Origin of the sequence: Cohaesibacter marisflavi, assembly GCF_963665895.2 — a bacterium.
Classification (GTDB): Bacteria; Pseudomonadota; Alphaproteobacteria; order Rhizobiales; family Cohaesibacteraceae; genus Cohaesibacter; species Cohaesibacter marisflavi.
In genome coordinates this window covers 4,886,107-4,911,176 of the sequence record NZ_OY762534.1, presented here as the reverse complement: position 1 = coordinate 4,911,176, position 25,070 = coordinate 4,886,107, and the positions used below count along the sequence as shown (strand labels likewise).

Annotated in this window: 19 protein-coding genes; 6 read left to right on the top strand and 13 right to left on the bottom strand. The window is 55.1% G+C overall.

Annotated features, from left to right (window positions below; all coding sequences use genetic code 11):
- Positions 1 to 9 precede the first annotated feature (9 nt).
- Positions 10 to 3,165: an efflux RND transporter permease subunit gene (locus ACKPCT_RS22770; protein ID WP_090075203.1), complete on the top strand. Its 3,156-nt coding sequence runs from the start codon at positions 10 to 12 to the stop codon at positions 3,163 to 3,165.
- A gap of 69 nt (positions 3,166 to 3,234) precedes the next feature.
- Here ACKPCT_RS22770 and ACKPCT_RS22765 read toward each other — a convergent pair whose 3' ends face one another.
- Positions 3,235 to 4,146 carry an AraC family transcriptional regulator gene (locus tag ACKPCT_RS22765; RefSeq protein WP_319568053.1) on the bottom strand — a complete coding sequence of 304 codons (912 nt, stop codon included), beginning with the start codon at positions 4,144 to 4,146 and terminating at the stop codon, positions 3,235 to 3,237.
- Between the two features lie 56 nt (positions 4,147 to 4,202).
- On the bottom strand, positions 4,203 to 5,159 hold the full coding sequence (locus ACKPCT_RS22760; protein WP_090075204.1) for an alpha/beta hydrolase: 957 nt from the start codon (positions 5,157 to 5,159) through the stop codon (positions 4,203 to 4,205).
- A gap of 713 nt (positions 5,160 to 5,872) precedes the next feature.
- Here ACKPCT_RS22760 and ACKPCT_RS22755 point away from each other — a divergent pair.
- Positions 5,873 to 6,889, top strand: a complete 1,017-nt coding sequence (locus ACKPCT_RS22755) for an alpha/beta hydrolase family protein (RefSeq protein ID WP_319568052.1) — start codon at positions 5,873 to 5,875, stop codon at positions 6,887 to 6,889.
- Here ACKPCT_RS22755 and ACKPCT_RS22750 read toward each other — a convergent pair.
- The 11 genes from ACKPCT_RS22750 to ACKPCT_RS22700 form a co-directional block, all read right to left on the bottom strand.
- Positions 6,837 to 7,850: a helix-turn-helix domain-containing protein gene (locus tag ACKPCT_RS22750; protein ID WP_090075206.1), complete on the bottom strand. Its 1,014-nt coding sequence runs from the start codon at positions 7,848 to 7,850 to the stop codon at positions 6,837 to 6,839. The two genes, ACKPCT_RS22755 and ACKPCT_RS22750, sit on opposite strands and share 53 nt — an antisense overlap.
- Positions 7,851 to 8,008: 158 nt before the next feature.
- Complete coding sequence (locus ACKPCT_RS22745) at positions 8,009 to 9,079, bottom strand: ABC transporter ATP-binding protein (protein WP_090075207.1); 1,071 nt, start codon at positions 9,077 to 9,079, stop codon at positions 8,009 to 8,011.
- The gene (locus ACKPCT_RS22740) at positions 9,072 to 10,070 is read right to left on the bottom strand and encodes a hypothetical protein (protein ID WP_319568051.1); all 999 of its coding nucleotides are present in this window, start codon (positions 10,068 to 10,070) and stop codon (positions 9,072 to 9,074) included. The genes ACKPCT_RS22745 and ACKPCT_RS22740 overlap by 8 nt, the downstream gene beginning before the upstream one ends.
- A gap of 7 nt (positions 10,071 to 10,077) precedes the next feature.
- Positions 10,078 to 10,959 carry a carbohydrate ABC transporter permease gene (locus tag ACKPCT_RS22735; protein WP_090075209.1) on the bottom strand — a complete coding sequence of 294 codons (882 nt, stop codon included), beginning with the start codon at positions 10,957 to 10,959 and terminating at the stop codon, positions 10,078 to 10,080.
- Entirely contained in the window at positions 10,959 to 12,029 is a 1,071-nt protein-coding gene (locus ACKPCT_RS22730; protein WP_319513944.1) for a carbohydrate ABC transporter permease, read from the bottom strand. Before ACKPCT_RS22730 ends, ACKPCT_RS22735 begins: the two co-directional genes overlap by 1 nt.
- Positions 12,030 to 12,193: 164 nt before the next feature.
- Positions 12,194 to 13,453: an ABC transporter substrate-binding protein gene (locus tag ACKPCT_RS22725; RefSeq protein WP_090075210.1), complete on the bottom strand. Its 1,260-nt coding sequence runs from the start codon at positions 13,451 to 13,453 to the stop codon at positions 12,194 to 12,196.
- Positions 13,450 to 14,532, bottom strand: a complete 1,083-nt coding sequence (locus ACKPCT_RS22720; protein ID WP_319568050.1) for a LacI family DNA-binding transcriptional regulator — start codon at positions 14,530 to 14,532, stop codon at positions 13,450 to 13,452. The genes ACKPCT_RS22725 and ACKPCT_RS22720 overlap by 4 nt, the downstream gene beginning before the upstream one ends.
- A gap of 334 nt (positions 14,533 to 14,866) precedes the next feature.
- Positions 14,867 to 15,673 carry a DeoR/GlpR family DNA-binding transcription regulator gene (locus ACKPCT_RS22715; protein WP_244544802.1) on the bottom strand — a complete coding sequence of 269 codons (807 nt, stop codon included), beginning with the start codon at positions 15,671 to 15,673 and terminating at the stop codon, positions 14,867 to 14,869.
- A 143-nt stretch (positions 15,674 to 15,816) separates the two neighbouring features.
- Positions 15,817 to 17,121, bottom strand: a complete 1,305-nt coding sequence (locus tag ACKPCT_RS22710; RefSeq protein ID WP_090075211.1) for a TRAP transporter large permease — start codon at positions 17,119 to 17,121, stop codon at positions 15,817 to 15,819.
- Between the two features lie 19 nt (positions 17,122 to 17,140).
- The gene (locus ACKPCT_RS22705) at positions 17,141 to 17,743 is read right to left on the bottom strand and encodes a TRAP transporter small permease (protein WP_090075212.1); all 603 of its coding nucleotides are present in this window, start codon (positions 17,741 to 17,743) and stop codon (positions 17,141 to 17,143) included.
- A gap of 79 nt (positions 17,744 to 17,822) precedes the next feature.
- Positions 17,823 to 18,836 carry a TRAP transporter substrate-binding protein gene (locus ACKPCT_RS22700; RefSeq protein ID WP_090075213.1) on the bottom strand — a complete coding sequence of 338 codons (1,014 nt, stop codon included), beginning with the start codon at positions 18,834 to 18,836 and terminating at the stop codon, positions 17,823 to 17,825.
- A gap of 260 nt (positions 18,837 to 19,096) precedes the next feature.
- Here ACKPCT_RS22700 and ACKPCT_RS22695 point away from each other — a divergent pair, with 260 nt between their 5' ends.
- Genes ACKPCT_RS22695 through ACKPCT_RS22680 form a run of 4 tightly spaced genes read left to right on the top strand, consistent with a single transcriptional unit; the run spans position 19,097 to position 24,902 of the window.
- Positions 19,097 to 19,861, top strand: coding sequence for an SDR family NAD(P)-dependent oxidoreductase (locus ACKPCT_RS22695; RefSeq protein WP_319568049.1), 765 nt, complete (start codon positions 19,097 to 19,099; stop codon positions 19,859 to 19,861).
- Between the two features lie 12 nt (positions 19,862 to 19,873).
- Positions 19,874 to 21,205 (top strand): NAD(P)/FAD-dependent oxidoreductase, encoded by a 1,332-nt coding sequence (locus ACKPCT_RS22690; RefSeq protein WP_319568048.1) that lies wholly within the window; start codon positions 19,874 to 19,876, stop codon positions 21,203 to 21,205.
- Between the two features lie 23 nt (positions 21,206 to 21,228).
- On the top strand, positions 21,229 to 23,283 hold the full coding sequence (locus ACKPCT_RS22685; protein WP_319568047.1) for a hydantoinase/oxoprolinase family protein: 2,055 nt from the start codon (positions 21,229 to 21,231) through the stop codon (positions 23,281 to 23,283).
- A complete protein-coding gene (locus tag ACKPCT_RS22680; RefSeq protein ID WP_090075217.1) occupies positions 23,280 to 24,902 on the top strand; it encodes a hydantoinase B/oxoprolinase family protein in 1,623 nt (540 codons plus the stop codon). Before ACKPCT_RS22685 ends, ACKPCT_RS22680 begins: the two co-directional genes overlap by 4 nt.
- Positions 24,903 to 25,070 lie beyond the last annotated feature (168 nt).

The window sequence follows — 25,070 nt, the reverse complement described above, 5'->3', positions numbered from 1 at the left end:
AGACCCGACATGGCCAGATTTTTTATTGATAACCCGGTTCTCGCCTGGGTGATCGCCATCTTCATCACCATCGCCGGATTGCTGTCGCTTCCCTCCTTGCCGATTTCGCAATATCCGGATGTGGCCCCGCCACAGGTGACCATTTCCACGCGCTTTGCAGGGGCATCCTCGGAAGATCTGTATCTGCAGGTCACCCAGCCGATTGAGCAGGAGCTGAACGGCGTCCCCGGGATGATCTACTTTGAATCGACCTCTGAATCCACCGGCGCAGTCACCATCACGGTAACCTTCGCGTCGGGAACAAGCGTGGCGCAAGCCGTGGTGGACACACAGAACCGCCTGAGACGGGTCGAGTCTTCCCTCCCTCCTCGGGTGCAGCAAGAAGGCTTGCTCGTTGAGGAAGCCGGCTCTAGCTATCTGATGTTCATTTCCATGGTGGGTGCGGAAGGATCCGGATATGACGCCGTTTCGATTGCGGATTATGCAACTCGCAATGTGCTCAACGAAATCCGCCGGGTGCCCGGCGTAGGCAAGGCACGGCTTTTCTCTGCAGAGCGCGCCATGCGGATCTGGATCGATCCGGCCAAGCTCGTGGGTCTCGATCTGTCGGTAACGGACATCACGGCCGCTATCTCGGAGCAAAATGCTCAGGTCGCCGCAGGTTCCGTCGGCGTTGATCCGGCCCCGGACGGACAACAGACACAGGCAACCATTCTGGTAACAGGCCAGTTGCGCACACCGGAGGAATTCGGGCAGATTGTTCTGCGAGCCCATGATGACGGAGCACTCGTGCGCCTCTCCGACGTTGCTCGGGTTGAAGTCGACGCGGAATTCTACTCCTTCAAATCATTCCTCAACGGCAAGGACGCCGCCCAAATCGGCATTCAGCTTTCTCCCACGGGCAACGCTCTTGAGACGGCGCAACAGGTGCGCACATTGCTTGCGGAGCTGGAACCAAGTTTCCCGGAAGGCATCAGCTATGAAGTGCCATATGACACGACGCCCTTTGTTTCCGCCTCCATCGAGAAGGTGGTGCATACGTTGCTTGAGGCTATCGTGCTGGTCTTCATCGTCATGCTGGTCTTCTTGCAAAGCTTTCGCTACACGCTGATCCCCATGTTGGTCGTCCCCATCGCATTGGCCGGAACGCTGGCGGTAATGCTCGGAGCGGGCTATTCGATCAACGTGCTGACCATGTTCGCCATGATTCTTGCCATCGGCATTCTCGTGGATGACGCCATTGTGGTGGTGGAGAATGTGGAACGCATCATGTCAGAGGAAGGGCTCCCCCCCAAGGAAGCTGCGAAAAAGGCCATGGGCCAGATTTCCGGTGCGATCATTGGCATCACGCTGGCTCTTATGGCTGTCTTTGTGCCGTTGGCCTTCTTTCCCGGCTCGGTCGGCATCATCTATCAGCAATTCTCGTTGACCATGGTGGTATCGATCTTCTTTTCCGCGTTCCTCGCCTTGTCCCTGACACCGGCGCTCTGTGCGACCTTCCTCAAGCCGATTGCCAAGGGCCACAGCCATGCCAGAAAAGGCCCTGCGGGCTGGTTCAACCGGACCTTTGACCGCGCATCTAAGGGATATTCACGGCTGGTGGGCGGTTTAATCCGACGTGCAGGCCGAATGATGGTCATCTATGCGGCTCTTGTTGCGGGGCTTGGCTGGTTCTATGTCCAGATCCCATCCGCCTTCCTGCCTCAGGAAGATCAGGGCTATCTGATTGCAAGCATGCAATCACCGCCTGAAGCCACCTCCTTCCGTATGCGGCAGATCACCAAGGCCGCAGAGGGTTTTGCCCTGTCTCATGAAGCCGTCGACAATATCGTGACCGTTCAGGGCTTTTCCTTCTCGGGACAGGGGCCAAATTCGGCCATCAGCTTCATTACCCTCAAGGACTGGGCCGAGCGGGAAAGGCCCGATCTCAGTGCTGGAGCGCTTGCTGGGCAGTTTTCCGGTATGCTCTTCTCGCTCAGAGACAGCTTCGCCTTTGCCATTTCGCCACCGCCAATCCCCGGGCTCGGCACCGGCTCCGGTTTTGCCTTCCGCCTTCAGGATCGAACCAACCAGGGCAACGCCGCGCTTCAGGAAGCTGCCGGGCAGATCATGGCAGCTGGAGCAAAAAGCCCGATCCTTGGTCAGATGTATATTGAAGGTCTCTCCCCCGGACCGCAGCTACACCTCAAGGTGGATCGCGAAAAGGCCAACGCTTTCGGTGTCACCTTTGGCGAGATCAACCGCACCATTTCGGTTGCCCTTGGCTCTGGCTATGTCAACGACTTCCCTAACGAGGGAAGAATGCAAAGCGTCATCGTACAGGCCGAGCCATCCACCCGAGCCAGCATTGATGAAGTCATGAAACTCAATGTGCGCAATGTGCAGGGTGGTATGGTCCCACTCTCCTCTTTCGCATCAATGGATTGGGGATTTGGACCGTCTCAGATCGTTGGCTATAACGGATACCCGACCATCCGCATCAATGGCGAAGCCGCTCCGGGTTATTCCTCCGGTGAGGCTCTGGAAGAGATGCAACGGCTGGCTTCTGAATTGCCGTCCGGCTTTGGCTATCAGTGGACCGGCCAGTCGCTGCAGGAAATTGAAAGCGGCAATCAGGCACCAATCCTGATCGGCTTGTCGATCCTCTTCGTTTTCCTCTGCCTTGCAGGCCTTTACGGAAGCTGGTCGATCCCCTTCTCGGTCATGCTGATCGTGCCTATGGGCGCCATTGGCGCCGTGGCTGCGGTCACTCTGACAGGGCTTTCCAACGACGTCTTCTTCACCGTGGGGCTGATCACCATCGTCGGCTTGTCGGCAAAGAACGCGATTCTGATTGTCGAAGTGGCAAAGGATCTCATCAGCGAAGGGAAAGGACTGCTGGAGGCAACCGTCGAAGCCTGTCGCCTCCGCTTCCGTCCGATCCTGATGACGTCTCTGGCCTTCACCATGGGTGTTGTTCCCATGGCCACGGCAACCGGCCCCTCGGCCGCCAGCCAGAATGCCATCGGCATCAATGTGGTGGGAGGCATGATCTCGGCAACGATCCTTGGCGTGCTGTTCGCTCCGGTCTTTTTTGTCTTCGTGATGAAGCTGACCGGAACCTACAAGCGTCTTGGCCCGAAAACGGAGACACCATCCGAAGCAGCCACTCAACCGGCTGAATAACAGCATTGATGGCCTATTGGAACCAATAGGCCATCATACTCTGCCTCACAAAGATCTGAATTTTATCGACTAAACAGCCCCATGCGTCCTTAGCTGCTCGATATCGCGTTTGGGAGGCAGGCCGAACAGGCGGGCATATTCGCGACTGAACTGGGAGGGGCTTTCATAGCCCACCTCAAATGAGGCGCTCGCGGCATCAAGGCGACTATTGAGCATCAGCTGTCGCGCTTCATTCAGCCGCAGCCATTTTTGATATTGCAGAGGGCTCATCGTGGTCAGATCACGAAAGTGCTGGTGAAAGGCCGAGCCGCTCATTTGCGCACGGGCTGCGAGGTCATCTACCCGCATGGACGCAGCGTAATTCAGCTTCATCCAGTTAAGAACTGTCATGATACGATGATTTGGGCTGCCAGAAGCGGCAAAGGACCAGAGGCGCATGCCCTGATCGCTCATCAGAAGTCTGTAATGGAGTTCCTGCTTGATCAAAGGTGCCAGAACCGGAATTGCATCTGGCTCATCAAGCAATGCTACCAGCCGCTCAACAGGATCAAAGATCCTGGGCGTCAACTCTCCGACAGCAACACTGCTGCGATCCTTGAGCCGTTGCGAGGGCGCAATCATATTCTGCGCAACCATTTCTGCCAGCAAACGCAAATCAAGCGTCAGGATCAACCCGAGGCAAGGAGCCTCCGGACTTGCTTCGATAATCTGGGTACGGCCCGGAATCTCGAGCGACGTGATCAGAAAGCGCGAAGGGTCATAACGATAGGGCACCCCACCAACCAGCATCTGCTTGGCTCCCTGCACGACAACCAGAAGAGCAGGTTCCACCAGACAGAGATCAGGCTCCGTTGGAAGAGGACGCCGAAAAAAACCAAGCCCGGGAATGGGGGTGTCAACATTCTCCGCCTCTGCCGTCCAAAGATCGATGATCTGTGCGAGAGGCTGCATGCTTGCGCTTGGTACATGATGGTTTGGCATCAATCCATCCTTCGGCTCAAAACCCAAGCCGCCCGAGAGCGGCTTGGGAGGGTGCATTACAAATTGTCGTTAAAGAATCCCGTGATCTTGTCGAAAGGAATCTTGTCCATCTGATCGTAGAGATCGGTATGGGTGGCTCCTTCAACAATCACCAGTTCCTTTGGCTCGGCAGCCGCTTCATAGGCGCTTTCACTGAAATAGCGCGAATGGGCCTTCTCACCGTGGATCAAAAGCATGGGCCGCGGGGAAATCTCGTCAATATAGCTCAACAGCGGCATATTCATGAAGGACAGCGGATTGGTCACCGTCCACGCAGCATTCGAGTTGATTGCACGAGGATGGAAGCCACGGTCCTTGGATTTGTAGTAAGCGGCATATTGCACGACGAATTCTGGCTCACCACCCTGAAGCTCAAGGGAAACGGGACCATAGGCCGGGCTGCCTTTCTCGGCATCTTCCCAGCGCTGACGCCCCAACTGCTCAAGAGCTTCAGTACGCTCTTGGGCCGTGGTGCTATCGAAGTAGCCTTTAGACATGACACGGGACATGTCATACATCGTGCTTGCGACCACAGCCTTGATGCGCTTATCCACGGCTGCGGCGTTCAAAGCCATGCCACCGAACCCGCAAATACCAATAATGCCGATACGATCGCGATTCACATTATCCAGTAGACCAAGACAATCCACCGCAGCGCTGAAATCTTCGCTATTGATATCTGGAGAGGCAACATTGCGCGGCTCGCCAGTGCTCTCGCCCGTATAGGACGGGTCAAAAGCCAGAGTAACAAATCCGCGTTCGGCCATGGTCTGGGCATAAAGGCCAGATGACTGTTCTTTCACAGCACCGAACGGGCCGCTAACGGCAAGAGCAGCAAACGGAGCCTTGCCATTCTTGGGCGTGTAGAGATCCCCGGCTAGCGTGATTCCATAGCGGTTGGTGAAGGTAACCTTGCGATGATCGACCTTGTCACTTTTGGGGAAGGTCTTATCCCAATCCTGAGTGAGTTCCATAACCTGTCCTTTCAACATTCATTCATCGACGCATTGTCGGATTATTGTTGTATATCGCCATCATGTGCTCGATCGGTAGATCAATATTGCAGAATACTTGCCTATTTCTCCAGAGTTTGGTTTTTTTGAACTCCAGTCGCCATCCCGTCGGCGCTATGATTCCCGATAATCAATAGACGTCTGCTCTTTCAACTGGCATAGGGAATATTGATCCACCATATTTTTGCAGATGATAATTCGCAGGCTCTAACAACGACCGGGAACCTGAACACCCCAGGAAGTGCAAAAAACCGCGGTTTCTGGAAGCTTATTAAAAACGATTAGCGTCTTATACCGGAAATGGGCATCAGCTATGTGCTAATACTCATTGCAGTTTGCATAAATATTATGCATGCTTTGCACAAGCTGTAGGCAATTATCACTTTTGGGTATTGACCCTCTTTGAGATTGTAGCCAGCTGTTCCCCTCTGGAAGGTGATTGCTCTGCGCACTAGCGCAGAAAAAACTTTATAGCTGAACTTCGGTTCAGCTATTTTTTTGCCCGAATGCATCTGGCCAGACCAGACATATCCCGCACGAAAATAGGCAATAAAACCCTTTTCAAATCATATCTTTATTATTTTCTCAGGTCCTCAATCGCGTTTGAGGTCTCGCGAAAAATATACCCGACCCATGATGCCTTCATCGATATTCTCAAACCTACTGGAGGCACAATGCGTCTGATTCTTTCCCTTCTAGCGATTCTCTTTTTCAGCCATTCAGGCACTGCAGCACCGACCGACCATATGACCGGCTTCCGACAAATCTCACTGGCAGGCAGCGATGTCATGATGTGGTACCCGACCGATCAAACAGCCCCTATCACCAAGGTTGCCGAGAACAAGGTCTTCTTCGGCGTTGATGTCATCAAACAGGCTCCCATCGCGGACGCGCCACATCCGCTGGTGATCCTGTCTCATGGTTATAGCGGCCTCTGGCGCAATCAGGCCTGGTTGGCTGGCCATCTGGCAAGGGCGGGATATGTCGTTGCGTCCTTTAATCACTCCGGCACCAGTTTCCCTGATATGAACCCGTCTTGGGCCAAAGATCTCGCAGAGCGCCCCCGTCAGGTTTCGCGCGTTCTCTCAGCCCTGCTGCAAGATCGCTCTTTCGGCCCGACAATCGATCAATCCCGCATCTCCGTCATTGGCCACTCGCTGGGCGGCTCAACCGCGCTCTTTCTTGCAGGAGGAACATTTAGCCCGTCCCGTCTTCTCGATGCCTGCGGGGATGATACCAGCAAAATGGTCTGCACCGTTTATCGCAAGGGAGGGCTGACACACAGCATGCCCTCAGTCTCAGCCAAAGATGAGCGTGTCTCTTCTGTTGTGTTGCTGGATATGGAGGGCATTCACGCTTTCACACCCGATAGCCTTGCCTCCATCGAGATTCCGCTACTGGCCCTCGCCTCCGGCGTGGAAGATCCGGCACTGCCTATCGATTGGGAGAGCCGACAGCAGGCCGCCTTGCTGCCAACTTCGGTCAGCCGCTATGCAGAGGTCATCGGAGCGACGCATTTCTCCTTCATGAGCCGCTGCAAACCCGGAGCCAGCGCCCTATTGGAACAGGATGCCTATGTCTGTGAAGGAGAAACCGCACCAAGAGAGCAACTGCACCAACAGATTGCCCAAACCATCCTCACCTTTCTGAGGTCCGGTAAGCACTTGGTGTCTGCCCTGCAAGCGCCTTGAAAACGCGGTTGAAATTGGACTTGGTCTGGAAGCCGGCCTCCAGCATGATCTCCGTCACTGACATGTCGGTTTCCCTCAAGAGACGCATGGCTTCCTCAACACGATAGCGATTGACCAGATCCGTTATCGTAACACCGTAAATATCATTCACGGCCCGGGAGATGGTCCGGGCTGGCACATGAGCCCGTCGCGCCAAACGCGCCAGCGTCAGGTCGTAATCCTTATAGAGCCCTTGATTGAACAGCGCCTCAACAATAGCCAGCGTTTCAACCACTTGCACATCATCTTGCTCTTTATACGAAGCGACTTCCGCAACGGGTGCGTCCTCAGCGGTGTTGGGATCAAGATCTGGCGGCATCTCCATGCCCGTCCGCCCCAGAAGCGCAACCATGATGACCAAAAGCACCACACTTACCGTCACAGCAACGACAGGCGCGGCGAAAACGGTATATCCCGAGCTTAAAAGCGCAGAGACAATCAGATCCGAAACAGCGCTCATGGCCAATACAAATGCCAGCCCCTTGCGCATGCGCGATATGGTCATCTCGCTGCCAAACCTGGCATTGGGCGAGATCCCGCTTTCCGGCTGGCTTGCATAAACAAGCCATGCATAAACAAGAAAGATCAGGCTGAGCAAAGGATCGATGGCAAAAGGCAGCAAGAACACAGCCAGAATGACTGCGACGGGCCCCACAGCATGCTTCCACCAGACAACAGGCCGATTATCAAGATCAGCGATGGCGAAATAGGCAAAGATCGGCACCAGCGATGCAGAGATCGGCTGCAAGGTTCGAAGCCAGTCGCTTTCCCAGCTCCATCGCAAGCCGACAATCGCAGTTTGAAACGCAGCAGCGGCAAGAAAAATCAGAAAAGTTTGGCTGGATGTTTGCCGCCTCAACAGAATAATCAGCAGAGCCAAAAGCAACGCTGTAGCGAGAAAAGGAACGGGTATTGCAGGCATGGCGGATCTCTCACGAGTGCGTTTTGAAAAGAGGCGCAGCCATTTCACATAACCATCATCGAGGCAAGATGCAATGACAAGAGCGCAGAGACGCCATATGGAAAAGCCCGCCGGATGACACCAGCGGGCTTTTCATTTAGAGCAGAAAGAAATGCCGACTATTCATCCGCATGGAACAAATGTGCCTGATCGGCATCAAACGTCAGATCAAGCCGCTCACCTGCTGTCAGGATCAAATCCTCATCAAAGGATGCAATCACCTTGCCGCCGCTTAGCAGAGACACATCAACAACGGTTTCCGTACCGAGGCGTTCGGTGAGAGTAACCGCGCCATGCAACATGCCTTCACCAGCCTTTGCCAACTTCAGATATTGTGGCCGAATGCCCATCGTGGCCTTGCCGCCCTTGGTGAAGGTGCGCCCGCGCGTTTTAACGGTGGTCGGTTCAAGAGCGCCATTGCTGACGACGGCACTGCCTTCACCGAGCTCCTGAACATCGACCTCCAGAAAGTTCATGGACGGAGCCCCCAGAAATCCAGCAACGAACTTGTTCGCGGGCTCGTGATATAGCTCCATGGGTTTGCCAACCTGCATCACCTTGCCATCCTTGAGCACGACAATCTTGTCGGCAAGGGTCATGGCTTCCACCTGATCATGAGTCACATAGATCATGGTCGCGGCGAGTTGTTCATGCAGACGACCGATTTCCATGCGCATATCCATGCGCAAGGCGGCGTCAAGGTTGGAGAGCGGTTCATCGAACAGGAAGACCGAAGGCTTGCGCGTGATGGCCCGCCCGATGGCAACCCGCTGACGCTGTCCGCCGGACAGCTGGCTTGGCTTGCGATCCAGAAGATCTTCCATTTGCAGAATACGCGCCGCCTCCTGCACCTTGCTCTCCTTCTCCTCCTTGGACGCCTTGGCGATGGTAAGGCCGAAGGCCATATTTTCCCGCACCGTCATGTGGGGGAAAATGGCATAGCTCTGGAAAACCATCGCGATGCCGCGCTCCTTGGGCTGCACGTCATTGACCACAGAGCCACCGATTTCCAGCGTACCGGAGGTGATGTCCTCAAGCCCGGCAATCATGCGCAACAGAGTTGACTTACCGCAGCCAGAAGGGCCGACAAAGACGACAAATTCCCCATCCTCGATGGTAATATCGACGCCTTTGATCACTTCAACCCGCCCAAAGCTCTTGCGAATATCCTTGAGAATGACGTCAGCCATGGTTCCCCCCTTGCTGGCCCTCTCCGGCCACATGCAGATAACCCTGTTCATCAACACTCACCGGCTCAGGATCTCTGACCTTGCCGATGAAAGTCTCTCGTCCATTGTCATCAAAGCCAAGGATGACCAGCCCTTCATCTGTTTTGAGAATCCGCGCAGCATAACGGCGGCATGGTAGCCCGCCATCCAGAAAGCCCGGCGCCACGGTCCACGGCCCACGCGGATTGTCGGCGATGAGATAATGGTTGCCGGTAACGGGTGGCGTGCCCGCCGTGGCCTTTTGCTCTTCAGACCAATGCTCTGCCGATGTGCAAAAGAGGCAATACCAACGCTCCCCGACATTGAAGACTTGCGGCACTTCCAACTGGCCGAACCCGCCAACGAAAACAGGGGGCTGAAGTGTCCAGTTATAAAGATCCGGCGAGGTCGCAAAACCAATGGCTCCCGCCGCATTGGCCTCGGCAATATCCGGTGCCCGGGCGGTGAAATACATCAACCAGCCATGGCCATCAGGATCTTTCATGACCCACGGATCGCGCATGGCCCGATCATGCCAATGACCAACCATATGCTCGGTTTCATACGCGCTGGCGACAGGGCCAACGAGATCTAGACAGGGCTGGTCACCAACCCGCGTCCAGTTATGCATATCTTTTGATGTGGCATGCCCGATCCGCTGATAAAGCGCATTCTCAGCCTTGCAGGTGCCGGTATAAAAGAGATGCCATGTGCCGTCCGGCCCTTGCAACACAGAGCCGGTCCATGTCGTCTTGTCATCAAAGGCAGGGCCTTCAGACGGAGCAAAGCAGGTGCCCAGATGGGTCCAATTGACCAGATCGGAACTGATCGCATGCCCTTGGGATACATTCAGGTGTCTGAGATCGGAATCCCCCAGTGCCTTGTCAGCCTTGAGGAAATATCCATGCCAGCAGGTGCCGTCATGGGCGTACCAGCTGTCCCAGATCCATTGCTTTTCAAGTTCTATTACCATTGTTCTTTTAACCTTTGACCCCGGTGGACGCGATGGAGGCGATAAACGCCCGCTGCATGATCAGATAGAAGAGCAGAACGGGGATGGAGATGAGCGTCAGATAGGCCATCAGTTCACCCCACGCGACATCCAGTTGGAAGAAATAGCCAAGCCCCACCATGATCGGTCTGTGCGCTTCATCCTGAACAACGATCAGCGGCCAGAGATATTGCTCGTTATACATCTTGAGTGCCTTGAGAATGGCTGCTGTCGCCAGCACTGGCCCGGACAGGGGCATCACGACCCGCCGGTAGACTGCCAGCCAACTGGCTCCTTCCGCTCGTGCCGCTTCGATCAGCTCGCGCGGCAGATCCTTGAAATATTGCACGAACAGGAAGACCGTCAGCGCATCGACAATCCAAGGAATGATCTGTACCCGATAGGTGTTGAGCCACCCCCACTCCATGCCTTCAAGCCCCAGCCATGGCAGGCGCGAGACCAGCAGCAGAAGAGGCACGGCAATGGTCTCGAACGGAATGATGAGCGTTGCCAGAATGATCGACAACAACACATTGCGTCCCGTCCATTCCAGATAGACAAAGGAAAAGGCCGCAACAGAGCAGATAATGATCGACAGGATGACGGTCGTTACGGTGATCAGTACCGAGTTGAGCATGAAGCGCCCGATCGGCGCCCGATCAAACGCCGCGAAATAGTTATCAAGACTCACGTCTCCCACCGGCAGAAATGCTCTGAGAGAGCTGGTATCAGCCAGCAACTGCGCATCCGGTTTGAGGGATGACACCATCATGAAGATAAGCGGGAAGAGGAAGATCGCCGCCACCAGCCCCAGCACCAGATAGCGGGACACCAGCAGCAAACCTTCATTCTTTGGAGATACCTGTGCCATTAGCGTTTCTCCCTCGTCAGATAGCGCTGCACCAGCGAAATCAGCAGAACGATGAAAAAGAGGATGACCGAAATGGTCGACCCGCCGGAAATATCCTGCTTGCCATAGCCGCGCTCAACCGCCTGAAATACCAGCGTCTGGGTTGAATCCAGCGGTCCGCCATTGGTCATGACATCAATCTGGGCAAACAGCGCAAAGGCCTGCATGGTGATCACGATCAACACCAGAACCGCCGTGTTGCGCAGTCCCGGCCATGTCACATAGCGGAAGGTCTGCCAGCTTGAGGAACCCTCGATAGCGGCCACTTCATAAAGCGTTGCCGGAATGGTTTGCAGCCCCGAGAGCCAGATCACCATATGAAAGCCCATGGCCTGCCAGGCCGACATGACGATAATGGACCCCAGCGCCGTATCCGTATTGCCCAGCCAGTCTACCGGCTCGAATGCCCCAAAGGTGAGCGCGGCCAGAACATTGTTGAGCAGCCCATCATCACCGTCATAGATGAAGCGCCAGAGCAGCGAAATCACGACAATGGAAATGACCACCGGCGTGAAATAGATGGCCCTGAAAGCGTTGATCCCCCGTAATTTCTGGTTGATCAGCAAAGCAAGCCCCAGCGCTCCGCCCCCTTGTAACGGCACGATGATCAACACAAACAGCATGGTGTTGGTGAGCGCCTTCATGAAGACCACATCCTTGGCCACCACAACGCGGGCATTCTCGCCACTTTGCCAGCGGAACCACTCCCGCATGCCCTTATATTGCGGGAAGTCTGGATTGCGCGTGATCGTGCGCACGCGGGGATAGGAAATTGCCCCATCGTCATCCCGCACGACTTGTCCGGCCTCATCGCGCTCAGGCTCCAGCGTCAGGATCGAGACACCAAGCAGATTCTCGTAATTCGACAATCCGACAAATTCGGTCGGATTCGGCGAGATCAGCCGCTGGTTGGTCAGGGAAAACCAGAAGGCGAAAAAGAAGGGCAAAATAATGAAGAGAAACAGCAAGATAAAGCCAGGCAAGGCAAAAGCCCATCCTGCCCCATTCGAGCGTGTAAGCTTCGAAGCCATCATAATCTCCGGTTCAGCTGGGTAAGAGCAGGCATCCGCCGGAAGACATCTTCCGACAGGGCCACCCGGATAGGGGCTCATTCCCATAAGGAAGCAAGCCACACGGTGGTTCAGTGCTCAACGAAAAGAGCAAGGGCCCGCAGCTAAGCGGGCCCGAAACAGGATCAGTGTCCGTAACCGCTGTTTTTCTCGATGTCGGCATTGATCTCGTCAACGGCCGCATCAAGAGTGTCGGCAACATCGGCGCCATTGGCCAGATCTGCCATGGCCTTGGTGAAGACCTTGGACTGGACCACATAACCCGGCGTCACCGGACGTACCTTTGCTTGTGCGTTGGAGAGATCATAGAAGACAGCCAACGGCCCGCCATCCTTGTAGTTTTCCGTCATCTGAGCCGCAGAGGCCGTGGACGGAATGAGGCCGATACCATCGGAGAAGGCCGCCAGATATTTATCCTGCAAAGCAAATTCGATAAAGGCAGAAGCTCCGTCCGGATGCTCGGATGTTTTGGCAACACCAAACTGCCAGGAACCGGCCCCGATCATCGGACCATTGCCCATGTCAGGAGCAGGCAGGAAAACGACATCATCCACTTCGGCCATTGTGGCCACTGCGCGCCAGTTGCCGTTCCACTGGAAGGCGAAGCTGCCATCGATGAAGCCGGTCTGCTGATCAGCCGGACTTTCAGAGGTTCCCGGTGCGTAGCCTTCCGTGAACAGGCTCTGCCACCATTCGCCAAAGGCCAGCCCGGCGTCGCCGTTCAAGGCACCTTCAGCGGTCTTGTAGGTGGAGCGGTCCACGATATCGCCGCCAAAGCTTTGCAGGAATGGAGAATAGGCGTAAGGATACCACTCGCCCTGATCATTCATACCAAGATCCAGCGCATATTTATAATTGCCTGAAGCCTTGGCCTTCTTGAGGGCATCCATGAACTCGTCTTTTGTCCATGGTTTATCCAGTGTTGGCGTACGCAGGCCGAGCTCTTCCAGAGTGGAGGTGCGGGCGTAAAGCGCAACAGCGGCATCCCAAAGACCGATGGAATAGAGCTTGCCATCCCACACGCCCTTTGTACCGGGCAGGAAATTCTCGATCTTGGATTCATCAATCTGCAAGGGCTGCATATAGCCAGACCATGCCCAGTTCGGCATGATAGGGCCATCAACATCGATGATATCAGGCAGGTTGCCAGCCAGCGCAGCCGCCACAACGGAATCGTTGTAGCTTGTCTGCGGGAAGCTTTCGATGTTGACTTTCCAGTCACTCTGGCTGGTGTTGAAGTCATCAACGATCTGGTTAATGATCTTGCTTTCAACATCATTACCCGCACCATGATACCACATGGTCAGATCGGTTTGCGCCAAGGCTGCACCAGACATGAGTGTCGACGCGCAGAATGAAGCAACAAGTATCTTCGTGAGTTTCATTGGTTATTCCTCCCTTTAGAATTCAAAACACTGACTGTATTGAGCGCTGTCACCGATGACCGCCAGCACACAGGGCTACCCACCAGCCCCGGAAGCTCCGGCTTTTCCTCCTGCTCTGACATCAAAGCCAGCAAATGCCGGGCGGCAATCTGCCCCATGGTGAAATAGGGCAACTCAACCGTGGTGAGTGGCGGAAACAGAGTTTCGGCAATCACGCGATAATTGTCATAGCCAGCAACCGAGATATCCTCCGGCACCCGGATGCCGCGCGAGCGCAACAGGCCATACAGACGCAGCGCCATTTCATCATTGCCGCAGCAGATGACGGTTGGCGGTTCTTCAAGAGAAAGCAGGCGATCAAGCGCCTGCATCAATATCTGGCTTTCACGCTCCTGCCCTTCCTCATAGCCCATGCTCACCAGCTCATCGGCATAAGGAATATCAGCCACGGCCAACGCCTCGCGATAACCGCGATAGCGCAATCCCGTTGCAACGAGTGTGCGGTCCAGCGTCAGATAGCCAATCCGCCGATGACCGCTCTGGATGAGCTTGGCCACTAGATCTTTCTGCCCCTGCTTGTCATCAGGCAACACGCTTGGATGCCCCTCAGGATCAAAGCAGTTAGCAAGCACAATCGGAAAATCATCCGGCACCTTGGGCAAAGTCACCTGCTTGTGGTGATCGGCCACATAGATGATGCCTTCGACCCGATGCTGCAGAAAGGTACGGATCAGATGCGGCACCTGATCGGAAACACCATCGGTATCGGAGATCATCAATGTCTTGCCGCTGGAGCCCATGACATGCTGAATACCCTGCACGATGAAAAGATCAGGCAAGCCTTCCGGCTCGATGGGTTCGATGCCATGCGAAATAGCACCAGTGATCAAGCCAACCAGCCCTGACTTGTTCGAGCGCATCATGCGCGCCGCATTGGAGGGCACATAGCCCAACTCTGCCATGGCGGCATCCACGGCATCACGGGTCTGTTTCTTGACCGGCGCATCCCCGTTCAACACCCGCGAAACGGTCTTGGGTGATACACCTGCCAGCTTGGCTACATCGTAAATGGTTGCCACTTTGCTCTCGTCTTTCTCTTGATGACGAACCGAAATCATAAAATGACATCGGTGTCTGACATCGATGTCATAAAGTCAAAAAGAGTGAGTGTCAAGGCAATACCCAACCATCCTTGGTATAGGAACCGAGAGCAAAGCAAGTCAACAAACGCGTAAAAGCTTGAAATGACGCGCATTTGCTCAAGATGAAAAAGGAGAGAAATTTCTGCTGTGACGATTTGGATCGACAAATCTTCTAAGCGCGTCCAACACACCCATTTTATCGCTCAAAAGAGAAAACTCTCTTTCAGCTCTTCAGCATAGCATGAACGCATGCCCCAAGGGGGAACCCACCTTATAGCTTGGCAATTTCCAGATTGATCCCGCGCAGACGCAGCTTTTCAATCGCCTCTTCAGACAACCCTTCATCTGTGATGATGGTATCAAATGTCTCGGTCGGCACTGTGCGATAAAGCGCACGATCAAAGAAACGACTACTATCGAGCATCAGAACCGTTCTTTCAGCCGCCTCGATCATCGCCCTTTTCATCAGCATTACATCAAGCAGAGTTTCCGATGCGCATTCCAGATCCAGCGCCTGTGCAGACATGAAGAAGCAATCGCAGCGGATATCAACCAGAAAATCCAGTCCCGGCTGTCCGAGCAATCCGTAAGAACCGAAGCGACAGGAGCCCCCGGGAACAATCAGTTTGATATGCTCCTTGTAGGCAAGGGTCGTTGCAACATAGAGGTCGTTGGTGATGACGGTGAGCGGGATGGACTGGACCGAGAGTTCCTCGGCCAACATATGCGCAATCACGGCGCCCGAATCGATAATGATGCTCTGCTTGGGCTCGATCATCTGCAGCGTGTGACGCACAATCGAGTTCTTCTCCTCAATCGCGGTCCGGCGCGCCAGATCGGTCGAGGGTTCGAAATTGGTTCTGGAACGAATACGTACCGCCCCGCCATGGGTTCGGCGCACAATGCCCTCGGCCGCCAGCGAATCCAGATCCCGCCTCACGGTGGAGACGGAAATATTGAACATACGTGCCAATTCCTGGTTCGTACCGGACACATTGGTTTGAAACCACTGAATCAATTGTTGTCGTCGCTCAGCAGGCAACAGTTCTTCAGACAGAGATACAGGTGTTTCGACCAAGATAAACTCCAGTTGTTTCAGGATCGTCAGGGCTGACGGAGTATTTAACTAGGAAAAATACTTCATTCAACCCTGACTTGAACCTATACCGAAAATCGAGATTGGGGAAATGGACGATTTTATCCAATCCAGACCTAATCCAACTATAGTGCAGACGGCAGCCAAAGGACGATTTGCGGAAAAACGGCCAACAACGCAGTCCCCAGACACAGCAGGAAGAAGAAAGGAGCCGCAGCAAGAATCGTGGCGCCAAGACTTCGCTCTGTCAGAGCCTGGAGAATGTAGAGATTGAGCCCGATAGGCGGAGTGATGGTGCTCATTTCAATCATGATCACCAGATAGACCCCGAACCAGAGCGGATCATAGCCAGCCTGCATGATCAAAGGCACAGCAATCGGAACGGTCATCACCGTCATCGAGGTGCCGTCAAGAAACATGCCCAGCACGATATACAGAACAGCAAGGATCAACAGCACACCGTATGGCGACAGATTAAGCCCCGCGATCATCTCGGTGATCATGGTCGGCAGATGCATATAGGCAATGGCCGCCGACAGAAAGGCCGAGGAAGCAATCAGCATGCAGATCATGGAGGAGATGCGCAGCGTATTCATCAGACTTTCCACGAGCAGCTTGACGCTGAACTGGCCGGTCACGAAGGTGATCACAATAGCGCAGAACACGCCGACAGCCGCCGCTTCAGATGGCGTCGCAAGACCGGAATAGATCGAACCGAGCACAACAAACATCAATGTGGCAATCGGCACCAATTCGCCGAGTCCCTTGAGCATGGCCCGACCAGAGACATCACCATCATATTTCGGTGCCATATGCGGAAAGGCAATCGACATGATAGCAATATACCCTGAATAGAGGGCTGCCATCATCATGCCCGGAACGATACCGGCGATGAACAGCTTGGCAATGGAAACCTCTGCCAGCACACCATAAATGATCATGGCAATCGAGGGCGGAATCAGCAAGCCAAAGCTCCCTGCCCCGGCCAGAGAGCCGGCAGCAAGCGACATGCTATAGTCGCGCTTTCTCAATTCCGGCACGGTAATCTTGCCCACGGTGGCCGTGGTGGCTGTCGAAGAGCCGGAGATTGCTGCAAACAGGGTGCAACCGAATACGTTGGTGTGGAGCAACCCGCCCGGTATCTTGGCAACCAGAGGCGCCAGACCGCGGAACAGGCGTTCGGAAATATCAGTCCGGAAAATGATATCCCCCATCCAGATAAAGATGGGAATGGCCGCCAGCTCCCAGGAAACAGCGGAGGAGGAAATCACCTTGGTGGCAATGGCCCCGATGCGCACCCACGGAAAATCAAGAATAAGCCACATGGCCCCGGCGCCAGAAAGCAGCAGGCCGGCAAAAATCCAGGTTCCAGCGCCCAGGAACAAGGCGAGAAGCGCCAAAAGAAGAACTGAAGCAACAGCAACAGACATTATTATACCCTTTCAACACTCAAATGGTGAGCGAACGCTCTGATGTATGCCCAACGGCGAAAAGCCGGAGCACTCTGACAAGAACCTGTAGGCTCAACAGCACGAGCCCGATGAGGAAGAAGCTCTCAGGTATCCAGAGCGGGATCTTGATATAGTGTTGCCCGACCGTGCCGCGCGCCCAGTATTTGTAAACAGAGTGCCACTGGTAGCTAATCAGGAACCAGAGAATGGCTTCGACCGAAATCAGACAGAACACCTCGGCAATCCACTTACCATAAGTCGGCAAAAGATTGGTCAGCGCTGTCACCCGGATCATTGCCCCATGTTCCAGAGCCCAAGCGGCAGCAAGAAATGTGGTTGCTGCAACGCCATAGCCAACAAGCGTGTCCGCCATGAAGGTGGAAAGGGAGAAGAAGCGCAGACAGATTTCAAGGATGATCAAAAGCGTCATCAGGGCGATTATGACGGCCGAAATCACAGCGCAAAAGAGATTCAGGCTGCTGGAAATTCGGCTTAGAACTGCCAGCCAGACCGGATCATTCGGGTGAGATGGGAATGTAAATGGAGAAACATCAGAAGCCACTTCGTCTTCTGGTGCTTCAAATCCTGGATTCGTGGACATCTAGTCGTGACCTTAAGAAAAGGGAGGCGTGACTTGAAATAGAAACCGGTGCCTGCATGAGGCAGGCACCGGCGTAATATTAGCTGGATTTCTGGGCTTCAAAGGCTTCAAGCACAGTGGCACCTTTTTCGCCTGCTTCAGAGAGCCATTCGTCTCTGACCTTTTTGCCCGCATTCTGCAGCAGCTCAAAGACTTCATCAGGCACATCTTCGTCATGGGTGATTGTCATGCCATGATCAGCCATGACCTTGTAGGACTTCTCGATGGAATCGACGACAATCTTCCAGGCGTAGGCATCACAAGCATCACAGATTTCCATGATCGCAGTCTGGACGTCAGCAGGCAGCGCATCGAAGGCGGGTTTGTTGACGTGGCAGACAAACAGCCCCATGGCATAGTTGATCTCGGTAAAGTCGGAGACATAATCCCAGATGGAAAGCTGCATGCCACCATCAGCCGAGGTCAGAACCGCATCAATACCACCGGTGGAAAGCTGAGGGATAAGGTCCCCCCAGGCGATTTGCAGCGGAGACGCGCCAGCATTGACCAGCGTCTGGGTGCCGTTCACATCATAGGTGCGGATACGAAGACCTTCGATGGCATCAACCGAGGTGATCGGCATCTTGGCATGGATACCGGACGGCGCGTTTGGCATAGCCCAAAGCAGCTTCATGTCATGATCTTCAAAGATCTTGGAATATTCGGGCTTGGCAGTTTTCCAAAGCAACATGGCTTCTTCAGGAGACCGCGCCATGAAAGGCAGGGAAGTAAGGTTGAACAAAGGATCGATGCCGCCCAACTGCGTCATCAGGGTAATGGCGATCTGAACCGCGCCATCTTCGACAGCGTCGAAATGGTCAGCAGACTTGTACCCCAGAGCGCCACCGCCCTGGTAGGTGATCTGCAGAGCATCGCCCACTTTTTTCTTGAGTTCATCAATAAAGAATTTGCAGGCCTGACCGGTCAGAGACTGACTGCCATATTCGTCAGCCAGATCCCATTTCACGCCAGCAGAAAAGGCAGGTGTTCCAACCAAGGTGGCTGCGCCCAGAATGGTTGAGTATTTAAGAAGGTCACGTCTTGAAATCGTCATTTAATCCTCCAGTCGGCATTCGACCCAGTGGTTCCGCTTCCGGCTCTTTATTAAGAGCGAAATGAAAGGTGTGTCCCCATTTCTCCCATATGCAGCCACAAAATTCCAAATATTGTCAAGATACCTAATAGACACCGGTACCAAAAACCGACTAATTGCTAAAAATAAGCTCAAATGCTCAAAAATTGAGCGCTTCATGCTCGTTTTCCCGGTGGGTTACGAAAGAAAATGATAGAATTTCGGTTTACTGCGCATCGATTATGGATATATCCTCTCATCATCCACCAATTCCATCACGGGACAAAAGCACGATGAGCAAGACGCAAAATACAAGAATTGCTCTCATTAGCGGGGCAAATCGGGGCATTGGAGCCGCAATTGCGTGCCATCTGCGCGCAAATGGGTATGGAGTTTCTCTTGGGGCCCGTGATGTATCTATGCTAGAAAAGGTGCACGGCAAGCAAGATTCAACGATGCATTTTGGTAGATTTGATGCTTATGACAAAGTCAGCGCCAAGGAATGGGTTGAATCAGCAGTGAACCACTTCGGCCGCATTGATGCGCTGGTAAACAATGCTGGCAACGGAAATCGACTCAGTCTGCTGGACGACGATGAAGATGCGCTAGATGAACTTCTGGAAGTGAATGTCAAGGCGCCCCTACGCATGACAAGGCTGTGTCTGCCCCACCTGGCAAAGACAGGACACGGACGTATTATCAATATCGTTTCCCTGTCTGGCAAGCGGGTACGTAACGAATTTGTCGGTTACAACATGTCAAAGTTCGCAGCCATGGGGCTTACGCACACAACCAGACATGTCACCTGGGAACAAGGTATACGAGCGACTGCAATTTGCCCCGGTTTTGTCCGTTCGGACATGAGCTCCTACACCGCCAAGGTCTCTCCGGAAGACATGACACAGCCGGAAACCATCGCCCATCTGGTCCGCACCGCAATCGAACTTCCCAACAATGCGGCCATGGCAGAGATGCTGGTCAATTGTCGCCTCGAAGACATGCTCTAGAGGACAAAAACCATGCCTGTACCACTTCTAGAACGCATCACACCGCAAACCCACCAGCCCCAGAGTGCCGACGTGGTCATCATCGGCGCAGGCATTGCAGGTACCTCGGCGGCGCTTTTTCTTGCCGAAGCGGGCCTCAAGGTGGTCGTGTGCGAAAAGGGCCTCGTGGGCGCAGAACAATCAAGCCGCAACTGGGGTTGGGTCCGTCAGATGGGCCGCGATGCAGCCGAGCTGCCGCTGACCATGCGATCTCTCAGCCTGTGGCGGAAATTGGACGAAACATACGGCATTGATACGGGCTTTCGTGAGACCGGTATCACTTATGTCGCCCGCACCCGCGCCGAAGAAAAGGAACTGACAGACTGGAGCAAGATCGGCCAGGCCGCCAATCTCAACAGTCGAGTGCTTGCCCCCAAGGAGCTGGAAGAGCTCCTGCCCGGCATCGCTCCCCGCTTTCGCATGGGCCTTTATACCGCCGACGATGGCCGTGCCGAACCGGGCAAGGCAGCGCCAGCCATTGCCGGAGCCGCCCAGAAGCTGGGCGCAACATTCCTTGAGCATTGCGCGGTGCGCGGCATTGAAACCGAAGCGGGCAAGCTTTCAGCCATCGTGACAGAACATGGCCCCATCAAGACGCCAACCGCCATCCTTGCCGCTGGCGCATGGAGCCGATTGTTCCTTGGCAATCTGGGGCTCAATTTCCCGCAATTGAAGGTTCTGGGCACCGCTGCCCGCGTGGAAGGCGTGTCCGATGTGCCGACCATGGCAGTGGGTGGTGGCGATTTTGCCTTCAGGGAAACAGTAGATGGTGCGCATTTCGTGGCACTCAGAAACTATAATATTGCCCCCCTCACCCCCGATCATTTCCGGCTCTTCTTTGACTACCTACCGGTTCTCATGAAGAGCTGGCGCGAGTTGAATGTGCGCCTGACCAAAATGTTCTTTTCCGAGCTCCGGGTTCCCCGCACCTGGTCCCTCAATGAAGAAACGCCTTTTGAGAAGGTGCGCATTCTTGATCCGGCTCCGCACATGCCTTTCAACATCAGGGCCTTGAAAACCCTGAAGACGGCATTCCCGAAGTTTGCCTCTGCGCACATCACGCATAATTGGGCAGGCATTATCGACACCACCCCCGACGCGGTGCCGGCGATCGGCCCGATCGAGCAGATCCCCGGCCTACATATCGCCTCCGGCTTTTCTGGACATGGATTTGGCATCGGACCGGGCGCGGGCGAACTCATCGCAGAGATCGTAAGGGGCGTAAAACCAGCGGTGGATCCAAAACCGTTTCGCTTTGACCGGTTTGGCAAAACCCAATCACCGAAGCTGCGTCAGTCAGCATAGTTCCATATAAGAGAGAGAATACAATGGTTTGGAGAATTGGAGTAGATTCTGGTGGCACCTTCACCGACATCTGCTTGTTTGAAGAGGAAACCGGACGCCTGGAAATCTGGAAACTGTCATCCTCTCCCGACGATCCGTCCCGTGCCATCGCACAGGGCGTTGTCGAAGGCCTGGAGCAGGTTGATACGACCGCAAGTGAATTGGGCTTTCTGGGCCATGGAACGACGGTTGCCACCAACGCTCTTATCGAGCTGCGCGGCGTCAAGACCGGCCTGCTGATTTCCGATGGTTTCCGCGATCTTCTCGAACTGGGCCGCCAGAAACGTCCAAGCCTGTATGACATGAATGTCGACAAACCCGAGCAGCTGGTCTCCCGCGACCTGCGCCGTCAGGTACCGGAGCGTCTCAAGTCCGATGGCACCGTCGACCTGCCTCTGGATGTGGACGCCCTCAAGAAAGAAGTGCAACTGCTTGCCGAGCAGGATGTGAAGGCCGTTGCCATTTGCTTTCTATATGGCTTCCTCAACACCGAGCATGAAGCACTGGCCAAGAAGATCGTCGCAGAAATGCTGCCAGACGTCTTCGTCTCCACCAGCCATGAAGTCGCACCTGAATTCCGCGAATTCGAACGGCTCTCCACCACAGTGGTCAACGCCTATCTTGGCCCAGTGATGAAGCGCTATATCGAAAGACTGCGCAAACGTCTTGAAGAAGTCGGCCTCAAGGTTGCCCCACAGCTCACCCAGTCCAACGGTGGCGTGATCGGTTTTGACGCAGCCGCAGACCTGCCTGTACGCACCGTGCTCTCCGGTCCGTCCACCGGCGTTGTCGCCGCGCAGGAAATCGGCAAAATGGCAGGCTTCCCCAACATCATTACCTTTGATGTCGGCGGCACCTCCTCTGACGTTGCCCTCCTGCAGAACGGCACCTGCAATCTGACCGGTGAAGCCGACGTGCATGGCTATCCAATCAAGGCACCGATGCTCGACATCCATACCGTCGGGGCTGGTGGTGGGTCCATCGCCCATGTCGATAGCGGCGGCCTGTTGAAGGTTGGCCCACGCTCGGCTGGCGCCTATCCGGGCCCGGTCTGCTATGGCAATGGCAACGAAGAACCAACCGTGACCGACGCCAATATCGTTTTGCAGACCCTCAACCCGGTCGAGATCCTTGGTGGCCGCATGAAGGTGCGCCGTGATCTGGCTCTGGAAGCGGTTCAGCGCCTTGCAGACCAGCTTGGTCTGGGCGTCATGGAAACCGCTGACGGCATCTTGCAGGTTGTCATTGCCAACATGGCAAAAGCCATCCGCGTGATCTCCGTGCAGCGTGGCCATGACCCGCGTGATTATACCCTGATGGCCTTTGGCGGCGCCGGTCCACTGCATGCGGCTCGCCTCGCGCAGGAGCTTGATATTTCACGCATGATCATCCCGCTGACGCCGGGGGCTCTTTGTGCACTTGGTCTGCTGCTCACTGATCTGCGTGCCGACTTTGCCATCTCTCGCCTCACAGAACTGAACGCCAACTCTCTGGACGCCGTCGAAGGCGGTTTTGCAGAATTGTCCGCTCAGGCTCAGGAATGGTTTGTCAGCGACAACATTCCTGAAGAGCGCCGCAAGGAAGTCCGCACAGTGGACATGCGCTACGCCGGCCAGAATTACGAACTCTCCGTTCCTGTCCCCGCAGGTCCGATCACCCTTGATACCTTCAAGCAGCTGGAAGAAGGCTTCGAAGCCGTCCATAAACAGCGCTTTGGCTTCATCGCCAAAGGCGAAAAAATCCAGCTGGTCACCTTGAGACTCGAGGCCATCGGCGAAGTCAAGAAAGCCCAGCTCCAGTCCTATCCGTTCGACGGTCCCTCGGCAGATGCCGCCAAGATCGGCGAACGCGACGTATGGCTGGCCTCTGCAGGCGACTTCGTAACCAGCCCGGTCTATGACCGCAAGCTTCTCAAACATGGCAACCAGATCTCCGGACCGGCCATCATCGAGCAGATGGACACAACCAGCGTCATCCTGCCTGAAATGACCGCCACCGTGGACGCCAACCTCAATCTTATTGTGGAGATCGCCCAATGAGCACGATCGATCCAATCACCGTAGAAGTCATCGGCTCCGCCCTGTCTTCCATCGTGGAAGAAATGGGCGAAGCACTGGTGCGCGCGTCATATTCCACCAATATCAAGGAACGCCGCGACTGCTCCACGGCCCTGTTCGACAACAAGGGCAACACCCTGTGTCAGGCAGAGCATATCCCGATGCATCTTGGCAGCTTCATCGGCATTCTGCCTCATATCATGAAGCGCTTCGATATCGCCGACATCAAGCCCGGTGACGTCTTCATCGGCAACGATGCCTACGAAGGCGGCGCAACCCACCTGCCTGATATCGTGATGGCAGAACCGATCTATGTCGAAGAAATGCTGGTTGGCTGGGCCGTGAACACCGCCCACCATTCCGACTTTGCCGACCTCGGCCATGAACATATCTTCCAGGAAGGCATCCGCATTCCGCCGGTTCGTCTCTATAAGGCTGGCGAGCTGCAGGAAGACATCCAGAACCTGTTCCTGCTGAACTGTCAGGTGCCGCACGAGCGCATCTCCGACTTGCGCGCCCAGATGTCGGCTAACCGCCTCTGCGTTCAGCGCATGCAGGATCTCTGCGCCAAATATGGCACGGAGAAAGTGCTCGCAGCCGGTGAAGAGCTGCAGGATTATGCCGAACGCAAGATGCGCGCCGGTATCGCTGCCATTCCCGATGGCACTTATTCCTTCTCTGATATCTTCGACAGCAACCAGTGGAAGGAACGCATGGAATTCTCGGTCGACATCACAGTCGCCGGAGATGAAATGACGCTCGCTTTTGATGGCCCACCGCAGGTGCGCTCAGGCCTCAACATGATCTATACCTCGCTTCTGGCCTCTTGCTACTATGCGGTCAAGGCGGTTGTCGATCCGACCATCCTGCCAAATGCAGGCCTTGCCCGCCCATTGACGGTCACCGCGCCTGAAGGCTCAATTCTCAACTGTAAGCATCCCGCTGCCGTTGAAGGCCGGATCGCGGCTTGCCAGCGCGTTGCCGACATTATCGAAGGCGCTCTTGCCAAGGCCATCCCGAGCAAGGTGCCTGCTGCGGGTAACGGCTGCTGCACAGGCGCCATTTTCAATGGCACCCGCGAAGACGGGTCCATCTGGGTGTATCTGGAAACCATTGGCGGCGGCGGTGGTGCTCGCCCGACCAAGGACGGTCTGTCCGGTATTCAGGTACACCTGACCAACACTTCCAACCTGCCCGTTGAAGCACTTGAGCTGGAATATCCGCTCACGCTGCTGCGCTACGAGCTGGTGGATGGATCTGCCGGTGGTGGGCAATATCGGGGCGGCATGGGCATTCGGCGCGTTTATCGCGTGGAACAGCCCTGCCGTTTCTCGGTCGAAGCCTCCCGCGTCAGTTCCTGCGCATGGGGACTGGAAGGCGGCAAGCCAGGTGAGATGACCCATCTGGACTTTGGCGACGGACGCACCGAGTTCAAGGGCATGGCCGATCTCAAACCCGGCCAAGTCGTCGAAATCGTCACCCCCGGCGGCGGTGGCTATGGCGATCCGGCCAAGCGGTCCGAGGAAGCCATCGAGCGCGATCTCGCAGAAGACCGCATCTCCAAGGATTATGCAAAACAGGTTTACGGTTACACGCAATAAGCAGCAACCTCGGGATCTCTGGCACCAGCTGGAGATCCCACCCTTTTTGCCTTTTCAAGAAACAGATGCAGCGGACCACCAGCCGCCCGCTGCCCACGCACATGGCTTTGGCCGCAAGTCCTTTCAGCCCCTTAGATGACAAAAACGCATGACGCAGCAATTCGGCAA